Source organism: Lactiplantibacillus argentoratensis (assembly GCF_037290055.1).
In the GTDB taxonomy this organism is placed as follows: Bacteria; Bacillota; Bacilli; order Lactobacillales; family Lactobacillaceae; genus Lactiplantibacillus; species Lactiplantibacillus plantarum.
In genome coordinates, this window is the sequence record NZ_CP147647.1 from 2,730,809 (window position 1) to 2,746,433 (window position 15,625).

At 41.6% G+C, this 15,625-nt stretch carries 16 protein-coding genes and 1 pseudogene; 7 read left to right on the plus strand and 10 right to left on the minus strand.

Annotated elements, in window-relative coordinates; genetic code table 11:
• Nucleotide 1: 1 nt before the first annotated feature.
• From V7R88_RS13070 to V7R88_RS13080, 3 genes are all read right to left on the minus strand, one after another.
• Nucleotides 2-307, minus strand: a complete 306-nt coding sequence (locus V7R88_RS13070; protein WP_054399695.1) for a transcription antiterminator — start codon at nt 305-307, stop codon at nt 2-4.
• A 135-nt stretch (nt 308-442) separates the two neighbouring features.
• On the minus strand, nt 443-1,135 hold the full coding sequence (locus V7R88_RS13075) for a GntR family transcriptional regulator (RefSeq protein WP_225588390.1): 693 nt from the start codon (nt 1,133-1,135) through the stop codon (nt 443-445).
• A gap of 142 nt (nt 1,136-1,277) precedes the next feature.
• On the minus strand, nt 1,278-2,036 hold the full coding sequence (locus tag V7R88_RS13080) for a ChbG/HpnK family deacetylase (RefSeq protein ID WP_054399700.1): 759 nt from the start codon (nt 2,034-2,036) through the stop codon (nt 1,278-1,280).
• A 1,399-nt stretch (nt 2,037-3,435) separates the two neighbouring features.
• On the opposite strand from V7R88_RS13080, the gene V7R88_RS13085 reads away from it, so the two are divergent.
• Nucleotides 3,436-4,377 (plus strand): alpha/beta hydrolase, encoded by a 942-nt coding sequence (locus tag V7R88_RS13085; protein ID WP_054399702.1) that lies wholly within the window; start codon nt 3,436-3,438, stop codon nt 4,375-4,377.
• A gap of 66 nt (nt 4,378-4,443) precedes the next feature.
• On the opposite strand, the gene V7R88_RS13090 is transcribed toward V7R88_RS13085, so the two are convergent.
• Nucleotides 4,444-5,556 carry a glycerate kinase gene (locus V7R88_RS13090; RefSeq protein WP_054399705.1) on the minus strand — a complete coding sequence of 371 codons (1,113 nt, stop codon included), beginning with the start codon at nt 5,554-5,556 and terminating at the stop codon, nt 4,444-4,446.
• Nucleotides 5,557-5,691: 135 nt separating this feature from the next.
• Between V7R88_RS13090 and V7R88_RS13095 the strand changes: the two genes are divergently transcribed.
• From V7R88_RS13095 to V7R88_RS13110, 4 genes are all read left to right on the plus strand, one after another.
• Nucleotides 5,692-7,026 (plus strand): dihydrolipoyl dehydrogenase family protein, encoded by a 1,335-nt coding sequence (locus V7R88_RS13095; RefSeq protein ID WP_054399707.1) that lies wholly within the window; start codon nt 5,692-5,694, stop codon nt 7,024-7,026.
• A 185-nt stretch (nt 7,027-7,211) separates the two neighbouring features.
• Nucleotides 7,212-7,337, plus strand: a complete 126-nt coding sequence (locus V7R88_RS13100; RefSeq protein ID WP_260354956.1) for a hypothetical protein — start codon at nt 7,212-7,214, stop codon at nt 7,335-7,337.
• Nucleotides 7,338-7,409: 72 nt separating this feature from the next.
• A complete protein-coding gene (locus V7R88_RS13105; RefSeq protein ID WP_226319593.1) occupies nt 7,410-7,985 on the plus strand; it encodes an ATP-binding cassette domain-containing protein in 576 nt (191 codons plus the stop codon).
• A 136-nt stretch (nt 7,986-8,121) separates the two neighbouring features.
• Nucleotides 8,122-8,433 carry a hypothetical protein gene (locus V7R88_RS13110; RefSeq protein ID WP_143142901.1) on the plus strand — a complete coding sequence of 104 codons (312 nt, stop codon included), beginning with the start codon at nt 8,122-8,124 and terminating at the stop codon, nt 8,431-8,433.
• Nucleotides 8,434-8,850: 417 nt separating this feature from the next.
• Here V7R88_RS13110 and V7R88_RS13115 read toward each other — a convergent pair whose 3' ends face one another.
• From V7R88_RS13115 to V7R88_RS13135, 5 genes and pseudogenes are all read right to left on the minus strand, one after another.
• Complete coding sequence (locus tag V7R88_RS13115) at nt 8,851-9,192, minus strand: type II toxin-antitoxin system PemK/MazF family toxin (RefSeq protein WP_231957301.1); 342 nt, start codon at nt 9,190-9,192, stop codon at nt 8,851-8,853.
• 29 nt (nt 9,193-9,221) lie between these two features.
• Nucleotides 9,222-9,476, minus strand: a complete 255-nt coding sequence (locus tag V7R88_RS13120) for a hypothetical protein (RefSeq protein ID WP_054399713.1) — start codon at nt 9,474-9,476, stop codon at nt 9,222-9,224.
• Nucleotides 9,477-9,693: 217 nt separating this feature from the next.
• Nucleotides 9,694-9,996, minus strand: coding sequence for a type II toxin-antitoxin system YafQ family toxin (locus tag V7R88_RS13125; protein ID WP_054399716.1), 303 nt, complete (start codon nt 9,994-9,996; stop codon nt 9,694-9,696).
• Nucleotides 9,986-10,264 (minus strand): type II toxin-antitoxin system RelB/DinJ family antitoxin, encoded by a 279-nt coding sequence (locus V7R88_RS13130; protein WP_054399718.1) that lies wholly within the window; start codon nt 10,262-10,264, stop codon nt 9,986-9,988. Before V7R88_RS13130 ends, V7R88_RS13125 begins: the two co-directional genes overlap by 11 nt.
• Before the next feature lie 92 nt (nt 10,265-10,356).
• Nucleotides 10,357-11,464 (minus strand): annotated as a pseudogene (locus tag V7R88_RS13135) (transposase).
• Nucleotides 11,465-11,621: 157 nt separating this feature from the next.
• On the opposite strand from V7R88_RS13135, the gene V7R88_RS13140 reads away from it, so the two are divergent.
• Entirely contained in the window at nt 11,622-12,587 is a 966-nt protein-coding gene (locus V7R88_RS13140; protein ID WP_033609918.1) for an IS30 family transposase, read from the plus strand.
• 117 nt (nt 12,588-12,704) lie between these two features.
• Here V7R88_RS13140 and purB read toward each other — a convergent pair whose 3' ends face one another.
• Nucleotides 12,705-14,003, minus strand: coding sequence for an adenylosuccinate lyase (purB, locus tag V7R88_RS13145; RefSeq protein ID WP_054396015.1), 1,299 nt, complete (start codon nt 14,001-14,003; stop codon nt 12,705-12,707).
• 316 nt (nt 14,004-14,319) lie between these two features.
• Between purB and V7R88_RS13150 the strand changes: the two genes are divergently transcribed.
• The gene (locus tag V7R88_RS13150) at nt 14,320-15,609 is read left to right on the plus strand and encodes an adenylosuccinate synthase (protein WP_003643473.1); all 1,290 of its coding nucleotides are present in this window, start codon (nt 14,320-14,322) and stop codon (nt 15,607-15,609) included.
• Nucleotides 15,610-15,625: the final 16 nt, after the last annotated feature.

Here is a 15,625-nt window from a genome sequence, read left to right on the forward strand (position 1 = left end):
ATTAATTAATACCTTCCTTCTCAAGACGATCTGCAATAATTTGACCATTCATACTACCAAATTCAGAGATTGAAAGCTTAATGATCTTTTTTTGGGGATATTTTTTTACAACATCATCGTATGACCATGAAATTTGCGGTGCTAGGATGATAACATCTGCGTCATCTGCAACATCATCCATCATTCCAAAATCGTACGCTTCAACATTAATATCCTTTTCCGCTTTTGAATACACTTCCTGTAACCGTTTTCCTGCTAAGCTACTTGACATACCACCACTACAAAAAAATGCAATTTTTACTGTCATAATACATACCTCCCACAAAATATTGTTTGCGCTTACATTTGTTATTAAAACATATATTTTTAAATATGTAAATACATTTTATAATTTGTTATGACATTTCCCACAAAAAAAGGTTAACTCTAGAAGTTAACCTTTTTAATCAAGTGCAATACGCACACTATATTTATATTTACTTGTATTGATCCAACTGCAATCATAAACACCAATTGCGCCATCACTCAAATAGATTTTCTCCTGAGCCATTATTAAAGGATCTTTTTCAGTAACGTTTAGTCTGTCAGCACGTTTCTTATCTAAATGGTCAATTGAAAAATCACGATTAATATTTGTTAATTCCACACCCAATTCATCAGTTAAAAACCTAGAAATAGATGTTTTTAATGCATCCATGCGCATTCCTTGAATGTACTTAATCGGAAAGTACAATTGTTGATACGCAATTGGGATATCCTTACGCGATAGAACTCGTTCGACCACATAAACTAAGTCAAATCGATTTATTTCAAGCTTATTAGCAATTTTTTTAGTAGGTTTATCCACGGAAAAATTGACAATTTGTATTATCAAGTTATCAACATCAAACAACTCAGCCTGATTTTGATCAACCGACTTTGTTGTATTTGACTCTTTGATGAATGTCCCAGCACCTTGTACTCGATATATCAGCTCATCAGAGACTAACACATCCAATGCTTTTCTTATCGTTATCCGACTAACATTATATGCTTTAGTAAGCCGCACCTCTTGTGGTAGCTGCTGATCGTCTGAAAATTCTCCTGACAAGATTCGCTGTTTTAACTGATTAGCAATCACCATATACTTTGGCATTTCTTTCAATTACTCACCACCCTATTCATTGATAATAACATTAAGCAATGCTACCACAAGCGAATTAATATTCAAATATTTAATCGTTAGTCCGATTATTCTTATCTTAATTAAGATATATTAATGTCAATTTTATTTATATTTAATTATTAAGTAAGCAGTCAATTCGAACACATTCTATATTTACGTTCTTAAAAAGTCTTCGTATCTCTTCACTACATAGTAAATCAGCTTCTTGAATACGCGGAATACACAATGATGAATGGGTATATAGATAGTTATCGATATACCCAGGATGAAAGATAAAAAGCAGTAGCTCACCTTTCTTACGGTTCAAAATAGCTTTCTTAATAGTTTTCATAGGATTATAATCTGATTGTGATGACTCAACTATTGTTTTTAGATTAGTCTTGTTCCATTTTACTAATTTTCCAGAAAAATCTGCCGGAACAAAAGTAATATTATAATCTGCTGCAGCATCTTGACTACCTAATGAAAAATTGTCGCTCGTAACTGCATGTAAATCTAAATATTTCGGCAGAAATCCTGTAATACTACGAAATTCTTCAATTTGAGCCCCAATTTCTTTGCGTACCTCATCGCGATCTACATCGTCTTTTTTGCTCTCACGATAACTAGCAGAACTTCTAAAATGACTATCACTCACCAGTGTGTGAATGCTCTCGACTGGTAATATGGGTTTGCCTGCTGAAATGTTAGCATGTAGTCCGACACAGATTTTTTCTTCATCTTTTATTAACTGATATCCCATTCTGGCATAGAACATATTGACCATCATTCCAACATTATTAACAATTCCTTCACTTGTTGCTTTTAAAATACCGTAATTAACTCCCTCCGAGTATCCGAGGTCGTCACCACGTACAATTACTTTTATCATGGCTCATATCACCTTCTCCACTTAAGTATATAACAAATTAATTATTTGTTATATACTTAAGTGGAGGTTCTTGTTTTTTTAAAGTTAAAGAAGAAAATCCTAGCTTCCACCAGATGTTCCTTGATTCATTATTCACACTATATTAGACCTGAGAATTAACAAGCTGCTAGATACCTTTCTTATTTCCTGTCTTGAGTATTCAAACCCTCCAAAGTAGATAGAGACACAGGGCACCTCAGTCGCCTGTTCCATGACTATAAACTCAGCATTTTAACTTTCTAGCTTAAAGAGGTCACTTACTAGATCTGACAGCAAACACTGAATCTTACTGATATATTCGATACTTGCCGTTCCTTTACTTCATGCTCCGGCTGTGTAATGAAGCCATCATCAAGTAACTCTTCTCGTCCTACTAATTGCGATTTATAAGAGGTACCTTTCTCATTCTTATAAGCAAAAAAATTATTTGTTCACGTGACTTTATAATCACCTCAATCATAATCAGTACTGTTTATAAATGAGATTGTCACAAACATCATTACTGTAGAATAAACAATTGTATGAACGGTTACGGAGATTCAGTGAACTTGATTCCATAACGAGTTATTTATCTAGCAATAGGACCGCTGATTTGTACAAACAATCAAACCTGTATTTCCGTCAGCTAACCGACTAGTTCCATACATGACTGTCTCCTCAAGTTACTACACGACATGTTGTAATGTAGTCTGCAGTCTCCTAATTAGATTTTCAAACCAATTCTAGTATTAAATATTCTACTGACAGCTCTTTCAGAACTGTCGACAATTTCAAATAAAGTAATTGCTGATTTTTGAACGCAATCTGATTCATACATTGCAAGCAATTCTGCCATGTAATCAACTATATGAACCCATCAACATATTTTTATTATCAATGACACTGATTTTTATGTAATACTTTCTAGGCATTGTTTATGACCGGGGAAGACGGGTTTTGGAAATTTTAATTTTAACAGTCATATTTGTCTAGTCAATCTGTGATCCACTGAGACTCATAATCTTAAGTAAATACCGTAAGTTAAATTATTAGCAAATCCGTCCACGACGAAATATTGACCACCCACAAACAATTTTTAGTCTTTTCACCAGTCAAGTAAGCGATTTAGTTACCTTTTAACAATCAAACTACTATACTAAACATATAGTGACTGGACATCTCCTTCAGCCACTTGAACCTTTTTCATTTACTCCTCCAAAGTTAATGAAAAACAGGCTCGCTGGGGATGCCACCTAGCGACCAATGCAATCTATAGGTCATCGCCCGCCGCGATGGCCTTTTATATTACTGGAATAATATAGTTACATCTCACTTCTAATCGGCGTATCATATTGTTGAGAGATTAGAGGAGTGATATTTAATGAAAAAAGCACGCGCCGTGGCCGGGATTAGTGCCCCCGTGGCGATCTTTTCGGCCGCCCTACTTGCGAGTGAGAAGCTCTACAACTTTGCATTCAAGCGCGTTGATTACGTGCCCGAAACTTCGGCAGATAAGCAAAAATACGCCGATGCCTACTACGCTTACGTCGATTGGCTACACCGCCAGCCCATACAACAGTGGCAACTGAACGCTAATGACGAGGCCAATCACCTTGTCGCACAGTACGTTCCCGCTAAAACAACCAGCAACCGAACCGTTATTATTTCCCATGGCTACAAGGGCGATGGTGAAACGATGGCAAATTACGCTTATATGTTCCATCAAATGGGCTACAACGTCCTCTTGCCCGACGATCGCGGCCATGGGCAAAGTGCCGGCAAGTACATTAGCTTCGGCTGGCAGGATCGCCGCGACTATTTAGGCTGGATCGATAAAGTCGTCCGTATCAATGGTCGTCACACGGATATCATCCTTTTTGGTGTCAGCATGGGTGGTGCGACCGTTGAAATGATGAGCGGCGAAGACCTCCCACCACAAGTTAAGGCCATCATTGCCGATTGTGGTTATTCGAGTATCGAAGAAGAACTCGCTTACTTATTAAAGCGGCAGTTTCACTTACCAAAGTATCCGTTTGTGCCCATCGTTAGTTTTATTAACCGCCACCGCATGGGCTATTACTTAAGCGACGTCAGTTCTGTCGAACAGCTCAAACATAACCATCTACCGATTTTCTTCATTCACGGTGATAAGGATGTCTACGTCCCAAGTTGGATGCTCAAAGAAAATTATCAGGCCGCTAAGGGCCCCAAGCAGATGTGGCAGGTTCCCAACGCCACTCACGCCGAGAGTTTTTGGATCGATCCTGCCGAGTATCAACGACATGTTACAGCCTTTTTGAATCACTATGTTCCTGACAACTAAGATTCAGCGAAAAACCGTATGCGCTATTCACTGCGCATACGGTTTTTTTGACTGCTTAAACTGTTTTTATGACTGGCTAATGATCCGGGCTAAGCGGTCCGCCATCCGTTCCAGATTGGCTGGTCCCTGCGCCATTGCTTGATCTAAGGTCATGACTTGATCGACAATCGGTAAAACGGCCGTGACCCCCTGTTTGGCAAATGTTTCATTTGCACCTTTCTGCCGACCAACTAATAAATAGCAAGGCTTGCCGGCCGCTTGGGCTAACTGACTGAGCTGAATTGGCACCTTGCCCATAAAACTCTGATCGTCGACTTGGCCTTCGCCAGAGATAACTAGATCCGCTTGGGCCACTTTCATTTTAAGATTGCTCATTTCAGCTAACAATTGAAAACCAGAGCGAACGCGGGCGTGTAAAAAGTAACGTAATGCAAACCCAATACCACCGGCAGCCCCATCGCCTTCGTGGGCACTCACCGCACCAGCTGCGACCGTCATATAGTGAGCTAAAGCGGCATCGTGAGCCTGAATTTGAGCAACCGGTAATCCTTTTTGTGGGCCAAAAATCTTAGCTGCGCCGTTTTGTCCCGTTAGCGGATTCGTTACGTCCGCCGCACTGATGAACGAGACTTTCGCTAATTGTGACAACACATGTCGATCGTCTATCTTAGCGACCCGACTTAAATCAGCGCCAGTCATGGCTAGCTCCTGACCATCGGCAGCCCAAAACCGATAACCGAGCGCACGTAGGATTCCGGCACCACCGTCGACCGTGCCGCTACCGCCTAAGCCTAGAATGATCTGCCGGGCGCCACGCTCAATCGCATCTTTAATCAGTAGCCCGGTCCCATAGGTATTCGTTGCTAACGGCGTCAAGGTCGTCGTGACAAACTGGATTCCGGATGCAGCCGCAACCTCAATTACTGCCATTTTTTCAGTGGCAAAGTAGCCATACGTTGCAGTCACTGGCCGTTGTGCCAGATCCACCGTCGATGCCGTGATAGCTTGGCCACCAGCATGATTAGCCAACCACGCCGCTACGGTTCCTTCGCCACCATCGGCAATTGCAACTTGAGTAGCGGTGATTCCGTGAGCCGCAAATCGTTCAGCCACTATTCGGTTGGCCTGAACGCTCGTGATGGAATTTTTAAATGAATCAATTGCGATCAAAGCGTGCATATTAACGTCTCCCTATTGACATAATTACTTTCAGTATAATCATTACAGTCGGCGCGAGCAATTCATATCAGTTGTCAGGTTTCTTAAAACTCGTTAAGCTTAAGTTACCAAAATTTTAATGGAGGCTGATAAATCATGACAGACAAATACGATTACGATGTGTTATACATTGGTGCGGGTCACGCCACGTTTGATGGCGCCGCACCACTCGCCAAGACTGGTGTTCGCGTCGGTGTGATTGAGAGTGGTCTGATTGGGGGCACCTGCCCCAATCGTGGTTGCAACGCCAAGATCACCCTTGATGAACCTGTCAAATTAACGCGGGAAGCAACGCGCCTCAATGATATTTTGAGCAGTGCACCAACCATTAATTGGACGGCCAACGTGGCCCACAAGCAAGAGATTATTGATCCCTTACCAGCAGGCCTGACAGCTCGTTTGGAAGATGGTGGCGCCACGATCATTCATGGTCATGCCACGTTCAAGGACGCTCACACCGTTGTCGTTGATGATCAGCAAACCATTACTGCTGAAAAAATCGTTATTGCGACTGGTTTAAAGCCCCATCGTTTAGATATTCCGGGGACCAAGCTCGCCCACGATAGTAGTGATTTTATGAACCTTAAACGGTTACCACAAAGTATCGTCATCATTGGCGCAGGCTATATTGGTATGGAATTTGCCACCATCGCTAACGCGGCCGGTGCCCAAGTGACAGTCATGTTACATGGCGACCAGGCCCTCCGTGATTTTTACCAACCATTCGTTGCACAAGTGGTTGACGACTTAACCGAACGTGGGGTAACCTTCATCAAAAATGCCAACGTGCAAGCATTTACCAAACAGGATGACCAGTTCCAAGTTAGTTATGGCGACCAACAGCAATTAACGACCGACTGGATCCTAGATGCGACTGGTCGAATTCCAAACTTAGATGGCTTAGGCTTAGACCGGATTGGCATCAAATATGACCGCCACGGCGTTTATGTCAACGACCACTTGCAAACCAGCGTTCCTAACATCTATGCAGCCGGTGATGTCCTTGCCAATGACTTGCCAAAGGTTACACCTGCAGCCTACTTTGAATCCAAATACTTGATGCGTTTGTTCTCTGGTCAAACCAGTGCGCCCATTGACTATCCGGTAATTCCATCGGTCGTCTTTACTTCACCACGAATTGCGCAAGCTGGCATGAAAATACCGGCCGCTGAAAAGGCCGGATTAACCGTTAGTGATAACGATTTAGCAGATTACTGGTATTATCAAGTCTCCAAGGAACCGATTGCCGCTAGTAAACAGGTCCATGACCAAGACGGCCATCTCGTTGGCGTGACTGAAATCAGTGATCAAGCTGAAGATGCCGTCAACGCACTACTGCCGGCTATCGAATATCAATTAGACCGTGAACAAATCGACCGTTTAATCGGTATTTTCCCAACCATCGGCTACGCAGCTTGGCACCGGGCCTAAAGCAACAAATACCACCGCTTGATTAACCCCTTATTAGTAACTAGAGCCGCCAATGAGTAGGACTCATTGGCGGCTCTAGTTATGTTCGTTCCATTACTTTAGAAACCAAGTTGGGCCTGCGTATCAAGCATACTGACCATGCTATAATTGCGCCTATCTCAACGATTGAAAGGTTGGTCCTAACAATGGATGTGGATGATCAAAAATTATTTACCTTAGTAGATGCCGCTTATAATCAGCCGATTACCAATCAACCATCCGATTCCTACCGCCAAGCGCTACTGGCGAAGCTCAGCACCAGCTTTAGATAACATCTTGATACTGGAAAGTACTAGTCTGTTTTCCGTGGCTAACTTGTTCTTGCAATTTTCGAAAACATAAATATCAGTAGTGATGAAAATAAAGTCTATGGTTTTAGTGGGCCTAATGGATCTGGGAAAACACTTACTTTTAAAACGATTTTAGGCTTTGTGAAACCATCTAGTGGGCAAGTATTTGTTAATGCTAGCGTTATACGTACAGATAGTCTATTCGCTAAAGATATTGGCTTTGCACTTTCCGAATACAATTTACTTCCAAATAAAAGCGGCCTGACTAATCTTAAATTATTATCCTTACTACCTCAGACTAAAGAAGACAATGAAATTGAATTATTAGCTTATGTTGGTCTAAATCCAACAGATGACCGAAAAATAAAAGACTATTCGTTAGGTATGCGTCAGAGATTACTAATTGCGTCCGCTCTAATTGGCGATAAACCTATCTTAATGTTTGATGAACCAACTAATGCATTGGACGAAGACGGACAACAATTTATGATTAACCTGATTACAGATTTGAAAGCAAAAGGAAAAACTATTTTAGTGTCTAGTCATGATGCTATGTTTCTAAAATCAGTTAGTAATAAATTGCTTTATTTTAATGATGGTAAAGTCACTCGCGAGGAAGATCAACAATGAATAGAAAAAAAGCAATATTGTTTGGTTTAGTTATACTAATCGGGGTTACATGTTTTCTTTTTTGGCACAAAAGCAATATTGAATCTGATTATCAAGGATTTCGGATCACCACTATACATGTTAAAAAAACAAATTCGTGCCAATCTCTAAAAAATTATCTCTGCAAGTAACGGGACAACATTTGAAGAAAAATGAATACCATGCAAATGTTATTATACAAGCTAAAACTGACAACTCATTATCAATAGCTAATTGGCATTTATATGAAGGGCCATCAGTCACACCAAATCAGTTTGGCACACCTATAATTAATGGCACATCGACGCATGTCCTAAGCAAAGGAACAAATATTATTAAAGCTAATACCAATTATCAAGTAGAGCAAACAAAACACAATCTAGTAGTAGTTTCTAACTATACTCACGGAAAGTATCGTTTATTTTACTAGCCGTTAATCGCCATTTATAAAAGATTTAGGTTAATACGCGTGATTCAAGGGAGCAATTATTATGTCAAAGAATTTAGACACTCCCACCGTAAAACAACGTTTAGCATAGGCCGAACAAGAGCTGGCTAATAAGCTTGGTCATGATATGGTGACCAAGCAAGGTATGGCGACCTTTTCAGCTTATCAAAAGTTTATGCGAACAGCGAAAACTGCCGATCAGCTCCCCCTTACCAGCTGAATTGCAAGCGCAACAATTCCAGCAATAACTCGGAGAATGGACGGTTGACAATTGGGACAACAAAATTGACTACAAGACATTCTATCCCGAGTTGTTAACCTTCTTTCGCCAATTGAACACATGGAAAAAAGTGCCGGGTGCATCAGCACCAAGCACTTTGATGATTCAATTATAGTAATTTACAACCCCAACATGTCTTTAACATAAGGAAGGATTTCCTTGTAAGTCTTGTCGTTAATACGATTAACCACCCTGCCGTTACGAGATACAAAATCAAAGTTTTGTAACTGCCATAATGCGATAAATCCCCTAACACCATCTTTGGGGCCTCCGGCTAGTAGAATTGGAAAATACCGGGGGTTATTCATGTACCGCTGTGCTGTCGTAATCGGCATGGCTAGTATCATGCCCGTAGCCCGTGTGTAACTGTCAGAACTCATAACCACCATATGGCGTCTAACATTACCAGCACTCGGTGCATGTCCGCCGTATTCTTTACCAGAATGTAGTTCGGCATCCACTACAACAACATCTTTCTGCTCTGGAAATCTCATTCTTCTAGTCGTTCCTTTCCGACAGGATTCAATGGTTGTAATTCAGGGTCTTCTGTTAAGTCCTTTTGGTAGTCATACTGTAGCCAATCCGGGTTATCAAAAATATTCTTTTTGGTTGTTGGCTGATAAATAATAGAGCCATCCGATCGCTTATCAACAGAGTATTGACGGCCAACTTCATTTTTCAAATCAGCAGGAGCCGTTAAAATAAGGCTGTTGCCTGACTTTCTCAATGTCACCAGCTTGCTCATAAGTTACCACCCTTTCTCATATTCATGACTATAGTATATACTAAAATAGAACCAATGTGCATACATATGTATATACAATGAGGGCGTGCATAAAAAATGTGCCTGGCACGCCAGCACCAAGCACTTCGCTATTGATTAAGTTGTCGCTACCAAAGCCATCAACTACAAGTGAACGCTCTCCATTGCATGTCAATTCACTACGATCAAAAATATTTGATTATTGATTCAGCACTCCATGGGAACCTGTCGCGACTAATAATAAGATTAATTCATTTTGTTCTAAACGATAAATAACAATCCAGCCATCATATGTTTTGCTGTAATGACCGTACCTTGCAGGATGAAATTCACGATACCCCTGCCACTTGCCTTTTAATGCGTGGTCTTTAATCCGCTTTAGGACAGCGTCATCATGCTCAGTGATTGCCTTTAAACAAGATTTTAAAACCGCAACCGGAAAATGTTTCTTAGCTAACTTTTTCAACTGACGTTCGAATGATGCGGTTTGTTTAATTTTCATCTAACTTATCTATCCAATCGTCAAAATCACTTAATGTACCAATTGTTTTCACTTGCCCTGTTTCAGCCTCCCTCTTGGCTGCTAATGCTTCTGTAGAATCTAAGAAGCTAACTAACCGAACTTCATTGTTCGCAGCCTTGACCAAGGACAAACGAATATACTCGGAAATAGTCAATCCTTGTTTAGCCAAGTTATTTTTGGCCCGTTCACTAATATCCGCAGTTACTCGCGTTGACACAGTTTTATCCTTAATTAATTTCGTGCTCATTATATCCCTCCGTTCGTTTACCATCGTATTACATTATATACTGTTGACTCAAAATTAGCTAGTATGAATCATCGTGCCGAAATAAACTTCCCCTAATAAAAAGAGGCTGTGACATAACTAGCCTCTGTATAAGTAAATGGGACGAGAAACCGAATTTTGGTTTCTCGTCCCATTTGTTTACGCCTTTGATTTTTAAAGCCGGTCCCTACCGTGACCTGTTTCATAATGTTTAACGCCAGTATTACGATTCCGGCTTCCTTGGTGACCTTGTCGAAACCTCGCACCGAGAATCGATTGAAATGTAAAGAAGCCTTCATCTTGCCAAAAACTGGCTCAACATCGATCTTACGTTGAGCGTAGATCTGACCAGTTTCTGGAGCTGAAAGTAATTCTCGTTGTTTCGATTTGAAATATTCCCAATTTTCGTTCACGGAAATCCTTTTAAGATATCCTTTTGGTGTTAGTGCCGCGGAAATTAGTTGATGATTTTCATCATACTTTTCGGCAATGTATTCTTTAAGCATTGTGCCGTAGGGAATCAAAACGGTATGCTGACCGAATTCATCTTCCGAGTACCGATAATTACTTTCGGAACCGTATCCGGCATCGGCAACGATGGTGTGACCTAACACATTGCTGGCCTTTAAATGTTCAATAAACGGTTGTAAGGTTCGTGTGTCGGTTGGATTTTGGAAAAGCCGATATCCCGTAATGAACTGATTACTCGTGGCGATTTGAACGTTGTAGGCAGGTTTTAATTGACCGTTTTGCATCGGATCTTCCTTGACCCGCATAAAGGTGGCATCGTGATCCGTCTTAGAGTAGCTGTTACGTTGATCATAAATAGCTTGCTGTGCTTGGTGTTCACGCATTTTATCACGTCGTTTATCCAACTTACGTTTTTGTGATTTAACAGTCCGGCGTTGCTGTTTGGCTGGGTTCGGGGAAACCTGCTTAGTTGCTTCCATGGGCAAACTGTTCAATTTTACGACTGCTGAAAATGCCATAGCTGTACGCTAAAAGGACCAGTTTTAACATGGCACCGAGGTTATATTCCCGCGGACGGCCAAACTGGTAATCATATTTTAGTTTTAAACTCTCAACAAGCTGGTTGATGTAACGAGCAGAATGATGCTCTTCTGGTTGGTAATCCAAGGCGATACTCAAAGTGGTTTGATTCATGTTATAATAATCTTGCATATTAGGAATGTCCTTTCGAGGATAATTTCGTAGAGTATCGGGTGCGACCGATGCTCTTTTTTTATTTTCTCCCGGTTTGTAAAATTAAGTTAGAAATTTAAAAAGCCATTTGTGATAGACTTTTGAGTGTCAAAATCAAAAGAAAGGCTGATCACAAATGACCTATACTCATCTTACCATAGACGAACTTGCCACAATTTATTCTTTTTGGAAACTCGGTAAAAAGGCTTATCTAGTGGCCCCAGCGCTCCATCGGAGTGCTGAAACTGTGTATCGTATTTATCGGTTTCTTGACGCTGGCGGTACGATTATTGATTACCAATGCCACTATCGAAAGCATAAACAACATTGTGGGCGTAAACCAATTCAACTACGCCCTGATGAACTGGCCTATATTCAAGCCAAAACTCAAGCTGGTTGGCAACCAGATACCATTATTAATCGCCAAGAACGGGCTTTCAGCTGTGGGGTTCGAACCCTTTACCGCCTTTTCAAACGCGGTGTTTTGGGGTTGTCGACCAAAGATTTACCGATGCACGGCAAACGGCACCCTAATGGTTACATTGAACGCCGTGGGAAAGCGGGTCAATTGGGCAGGGATTTAAAGAATCGTTATCAGGACTATCCTAATTTTAATCAAGAATTCGGCCATTTAGAAGGTGACACGGTTCAAGGTAAAAACCATCAGGGTGCGGTAACCACGCTGGTTGAACGACAAACTAAGGTCGCAATTGTGCTGAATTCGCATACCAAGTCGGCACACGATGTCAATCGTAGTTTAGCAGGATGGCTTTCGAAGCTGCCACGACACCTATTTAAGTCAATTACGTTTGACAATGGTAAGGAGTTCGCCGGTTGGCGAACCATTGCTAACCAATTTGATTTAAATATTTACTTTGCCGCTGTCGGAGCACCCAATCAACGTGGTTTAAATGAGAACACCAATGGTCTGCTGCGTAAAGATGGTTTACGTCACAATCTTATTATGGACCAGCTATCAGATAGATTTGTTCAAGCAGTTGCCAGTCGACGAAACCACATCCCACGAAAAAGTTTGGGTTACCAGACACCTCTGGAAGCATTCATCAGTCAGATTACAGATGAACAGTTAAAAAATTTCTAACTTAATTTGACAATTCGGGTCTATTATATCAAAAGCAGGTCTGGAAAAATTCGAAGATTTTTCCAGACCTGCTTTGTTTCTAGAGACTTATGTCACAGCCTCTTCATCATTTTTAATTTAATCGTCTAATCCCAATCGTTTGAAAATATCATCAACGTGGCGAAGATGGTAATGATAGTCAAACGCATCATCAATCGCAGCCTGATCCAAATGTTCACGAATCTCGGCGTTACCTTCAACAAGTGGCTTGAATTGTAACTGTTCATCCCATGACTTAGCCGTCAGTGGTTGAACGAGGTCATAAGCACTTTCACGAGACATCCCCGTATCAATCAACTTGAGCAAGACCCGTTGACTGTAGATCAACCCGTAAGTCGCATCCATGTTTTGCTTCATCCGTTCTGGGAACACCGTCAGCGTCTTAATAATCTTATTGATTCGAGTTAAGATATAATCCACTAAAATCGTGGTATCTGGTAAGATGATCCGCTCCGCAGAAGAGTGGGAAATATCCCGTTCATGCCACAACGGCACATCTTCATAGGCGGTCATCATGTGGCCGCGAATAACCCGTGCCAACCCCGTCACATTCTCAGAACCGATGGGATTACGCTTGTGAGGCATTGCTGATGAGCCTTTCTGACCTTTATTAAAGAATTCTTCAACTTCATGAGTTTCAGATTTTTGCAAACCACGAATTTCGGTTGCAAACACTTCAACGCTTGTTGCAATCAAAGCCAAACTAGCAATGTATTCGGCATGTAAGTCCCGTGGTAAAACTTGCGTTGAAATTTCTTGTGCGCGCAATCCAAGTTGTTTGCAGACAAATTCTTCAACAAATGGTGGAATGTTCGCAAAAGTCCCAACGGCCCCACTGATTTTACCCGCTTCAACGCCTGTGGCCGCGTGTTCAAAACGCTCGATATCCCGATTAATTTCAGAATACCACCGGGCAATCTTCAATCCAAACGTGGTTGGTTCAGCGTGGACGCCGTGTGTCCGCCCCATTTCAACCGTATATTTATATTTTTTCGCTTGTTGTGCTAGTGTCGCCCGTAAATCTTGTAAGTCTTGGCGAATAATCGCGTTAGCCTGCTTCAACCGGTAACCTTGCGCCGTGTCAACAACGTCAGTACTGGTCAGCCCATAGTGAACCCACTTACGTTCTGCACCCAACGACTCGGAAACATCGCGCGTAAAAGCAACCACATCATGATGCGTTACGGCTTCAATCTCCGCGATCCGGTCAACATCAAACTTGGCATTCTCTCGAATTTTAGCAACATCACTTGCTGGAATCTTCCCTAATTCAGCCCAGGCCTCGTCGGCAGCAATCTCTACCTCCAGCCATGCTTGGTACTGATTTTCTAACGACCATACTTTGCCCATCGCGGGACGCGTATAACGATCAATCATTGCTAATCCTCATTTCTTTATAGGTATTCACTAACAAAACACGAACATTATTATAGCATACCCCTCGAGTAATTAATAGAGACGAACAATGAAAAAATAACGCTATTTTTCATCTCGTTTCCATATTAAGGACTTTTTTTCGAACTAATTAGCCTTAATTATGAACAATTATTTGTGCCTAAAACAAGAACATTCGGTTTTTAGGTTGCGTTTTGACGTTAAAGTTGCTATACTCTTTTTTGTTGGAGTGGTGAACGTTTAACTACTCTTTAGGATTAATTATTCATAATTAAACTATTTAATGAGGTGGAAGAATATGGCATCAGTCGTAGTAGTAGGTAGCCAGTGGGGCGATGAAGGTAAAGGAAAGATCACGGACTTTTTGAGTCAGGAAGCAGATGTGGTATCACGTTACCAAGGCGGCGATAACGCCGGCCACACCATCGTATTTAATGGGCAAACTTTCAAATTACGGCTGATTCCATCAGGGATTTTCTTCCATGATAAGTTAGCTGTCATTGGGAACGGCGTGGTCTTAAATCCCAAGTCATTAGTTGAAGAATTACAATACTTGCGGGACAAGGGCGTTAATCCTGACAACCTTAGAATCTCTAACCGGGCACACGTCATCTTGCCTTACCACATCACATTAGATGGCGCTCAAGAAAAAGCTAAAGCTGGTGGCAAGATTGGGACGACTAATAAGGGAATCGGCCCAGCCTACATGGATAAGGCTGAACGAATCGGGATTCGCGTAGCCGACCTGCTTGATAAGGACACCTTTGCGGCGTTACTCAAGCGCAACTTAGCTGAAAAGAACCAAATTATTACCAAGCTTTATGACTTAGAACCACTGAAATTTGAAGATATTTTTGATGACTATTACGCTTATGGTCAAACTTTGAAACCATTCGTCACCGATACTTCCGTTGTCATTAATGATGCGTTAGATAACGGTCAACGCGTCCTATTTGAAGGTGCTCAGGGAGTCATGCTGGATATTGACCAAGGGACTTACCCTTACGTTACTTCATCTAACCCAGTTGCCGGTGGTGTTACTATTGGGAGCGGTGTTGGCCCATCTAAAATCGATAACTGTGTTGGGGTCTTAAAAGCCTACACTTCCCGCGTCGGTGACGGCCCATTCCCAACTGAACTCTTTGACGAAGTCGGTGATTTCATTCGTGAAACGGCCCATGAATATGGGACCGTTACTAAACGTCCTCGGCGGATTGGTTGGTTCGATAGCGTTGTATTACGGCATGCTAAACGAGTTTCTGGGTTTACTCATCTTAGTTTGAACTGCTTAGACGTCTTGACGGGCTTAAAGACCATCAAGGTATGTACCGCTTATGACTTAAACGGCGAAACCATCTATCACTACCCTGCTAGTCTGAAGGAATTAGAAGCTTGCAAACCTATCTATGAAGAACTTCCTGGCTGGGACGAAGACATTACTGGCGTTAAAACCTTTGAGGAACTGCCAACTAATGCACAGAACTACTTGCGTAAATTAGAAGAACTCGTCGGCGTTAAAATTGCCACCTTCTCTGTTGGTCCCGATCGCGAACAAACTAACGTTATCGATCACAATATTTGGGGCTAATTGAACGCGACACCGT

What these genes read in the sequence shown, in the direction of transcription:
- V7R88_RS13070 (WP_054399695.1), bottom strand. Translation starts at nt 307, where the DNA reads ATGACAGTAAAAATTGCATTTTTTTGTAGTGGTGGTATGTCAAGTAGC.
- V7R88_RS13075 (WP_225588390.1), bottom strand. Translation starts at nt 1,135, where the DNA reads ATGCCAAAGTATATGGTGATTGCTAATCAGTTAAAACAGCGAATCTTG.
- V7R88_RS13080 (WP_054399700.1), bottom strand. Translation starts at nt 2,036, where the DNA reads ATGATAAAAGTAATTGTACGTGGTGACGACCTCGGATACTCGGAGGGA.
- V7R88_RS13085 (WP_054399702.1), top strand. Translation starts at nt 3,436, where the DNA reads ATGAAAAAAGCACGCGCCGTGGCCGGGATTAGTGCCCCCGTGGCGATC.
- V7R88_RS13090 (WP_054399705.1), bottom strand. Translation starts at nt 5,556, where the DNA reads ATGCACGCTTTGATCGCAATTGATTCATTTAAAAATTCCATCACGAGC.
- V7R88_RS13095 (WP_054399707.1), top strand. Translation starts at nt 5,692, where the DNA reads ATGACAGACAAATACGATTACGATGTGTTATACATTGGTGCGGGTCAC.
- V7R88_RS13100 (WP_260354956.1), top strand. Translation starts at nt 7,212, where the DNA reads ATGGATGTGGATGATCAAAAATTATTTACCTTAGTAGATGCCGCTTAT.
- V7R88_RS13120 (WP_054399713.1), bottom strand. Translation starts at nt 9,476, where the DNA reads ATGAGCAAGCTGGTGACATTGAGAAAGTCAGGCAACAGCCTTATTTTA.
- V7R88_RS13125 (WP_054399716.1), bottom strand. Translation starts at nt 9,996, where the DNA reads ATGAAAATTAAACAAACCGCATCATTCGAACGTCAGTTGAAAAAGTTA.
- V7R88_RS13130 (WP_054399718.1), bottom strand. Translation starts at nt 10,264, where the DNA reads ATGAGCACGAAATTAATTAAGGATAAAACTGTGTCAACGCGAGTAACT.
- V7R88_RS13140 (WP_033609918.1), top strand. Translation starts at nt 11,622, where the DNA reads ATGACCTATACTCATCTTACCATAGACGAACTTGCCACAATTTATTCT.
- purB (WP_054396015.1), bottom strand. Translation starts at nt 14,003, where the DNA reads ATGATTGATCGTTATACGCGTCCCGCGATGGGCAAAGTATGGTCGTTA.
- V7R88_RS13150 (WP_003643473.1), top strand. Translation starts at nt 14,320, where the DNA reads ATGGCATCAGTCGTAGTAGTAGGTAGCCAGTGGGGCGATGAAGGTAAA.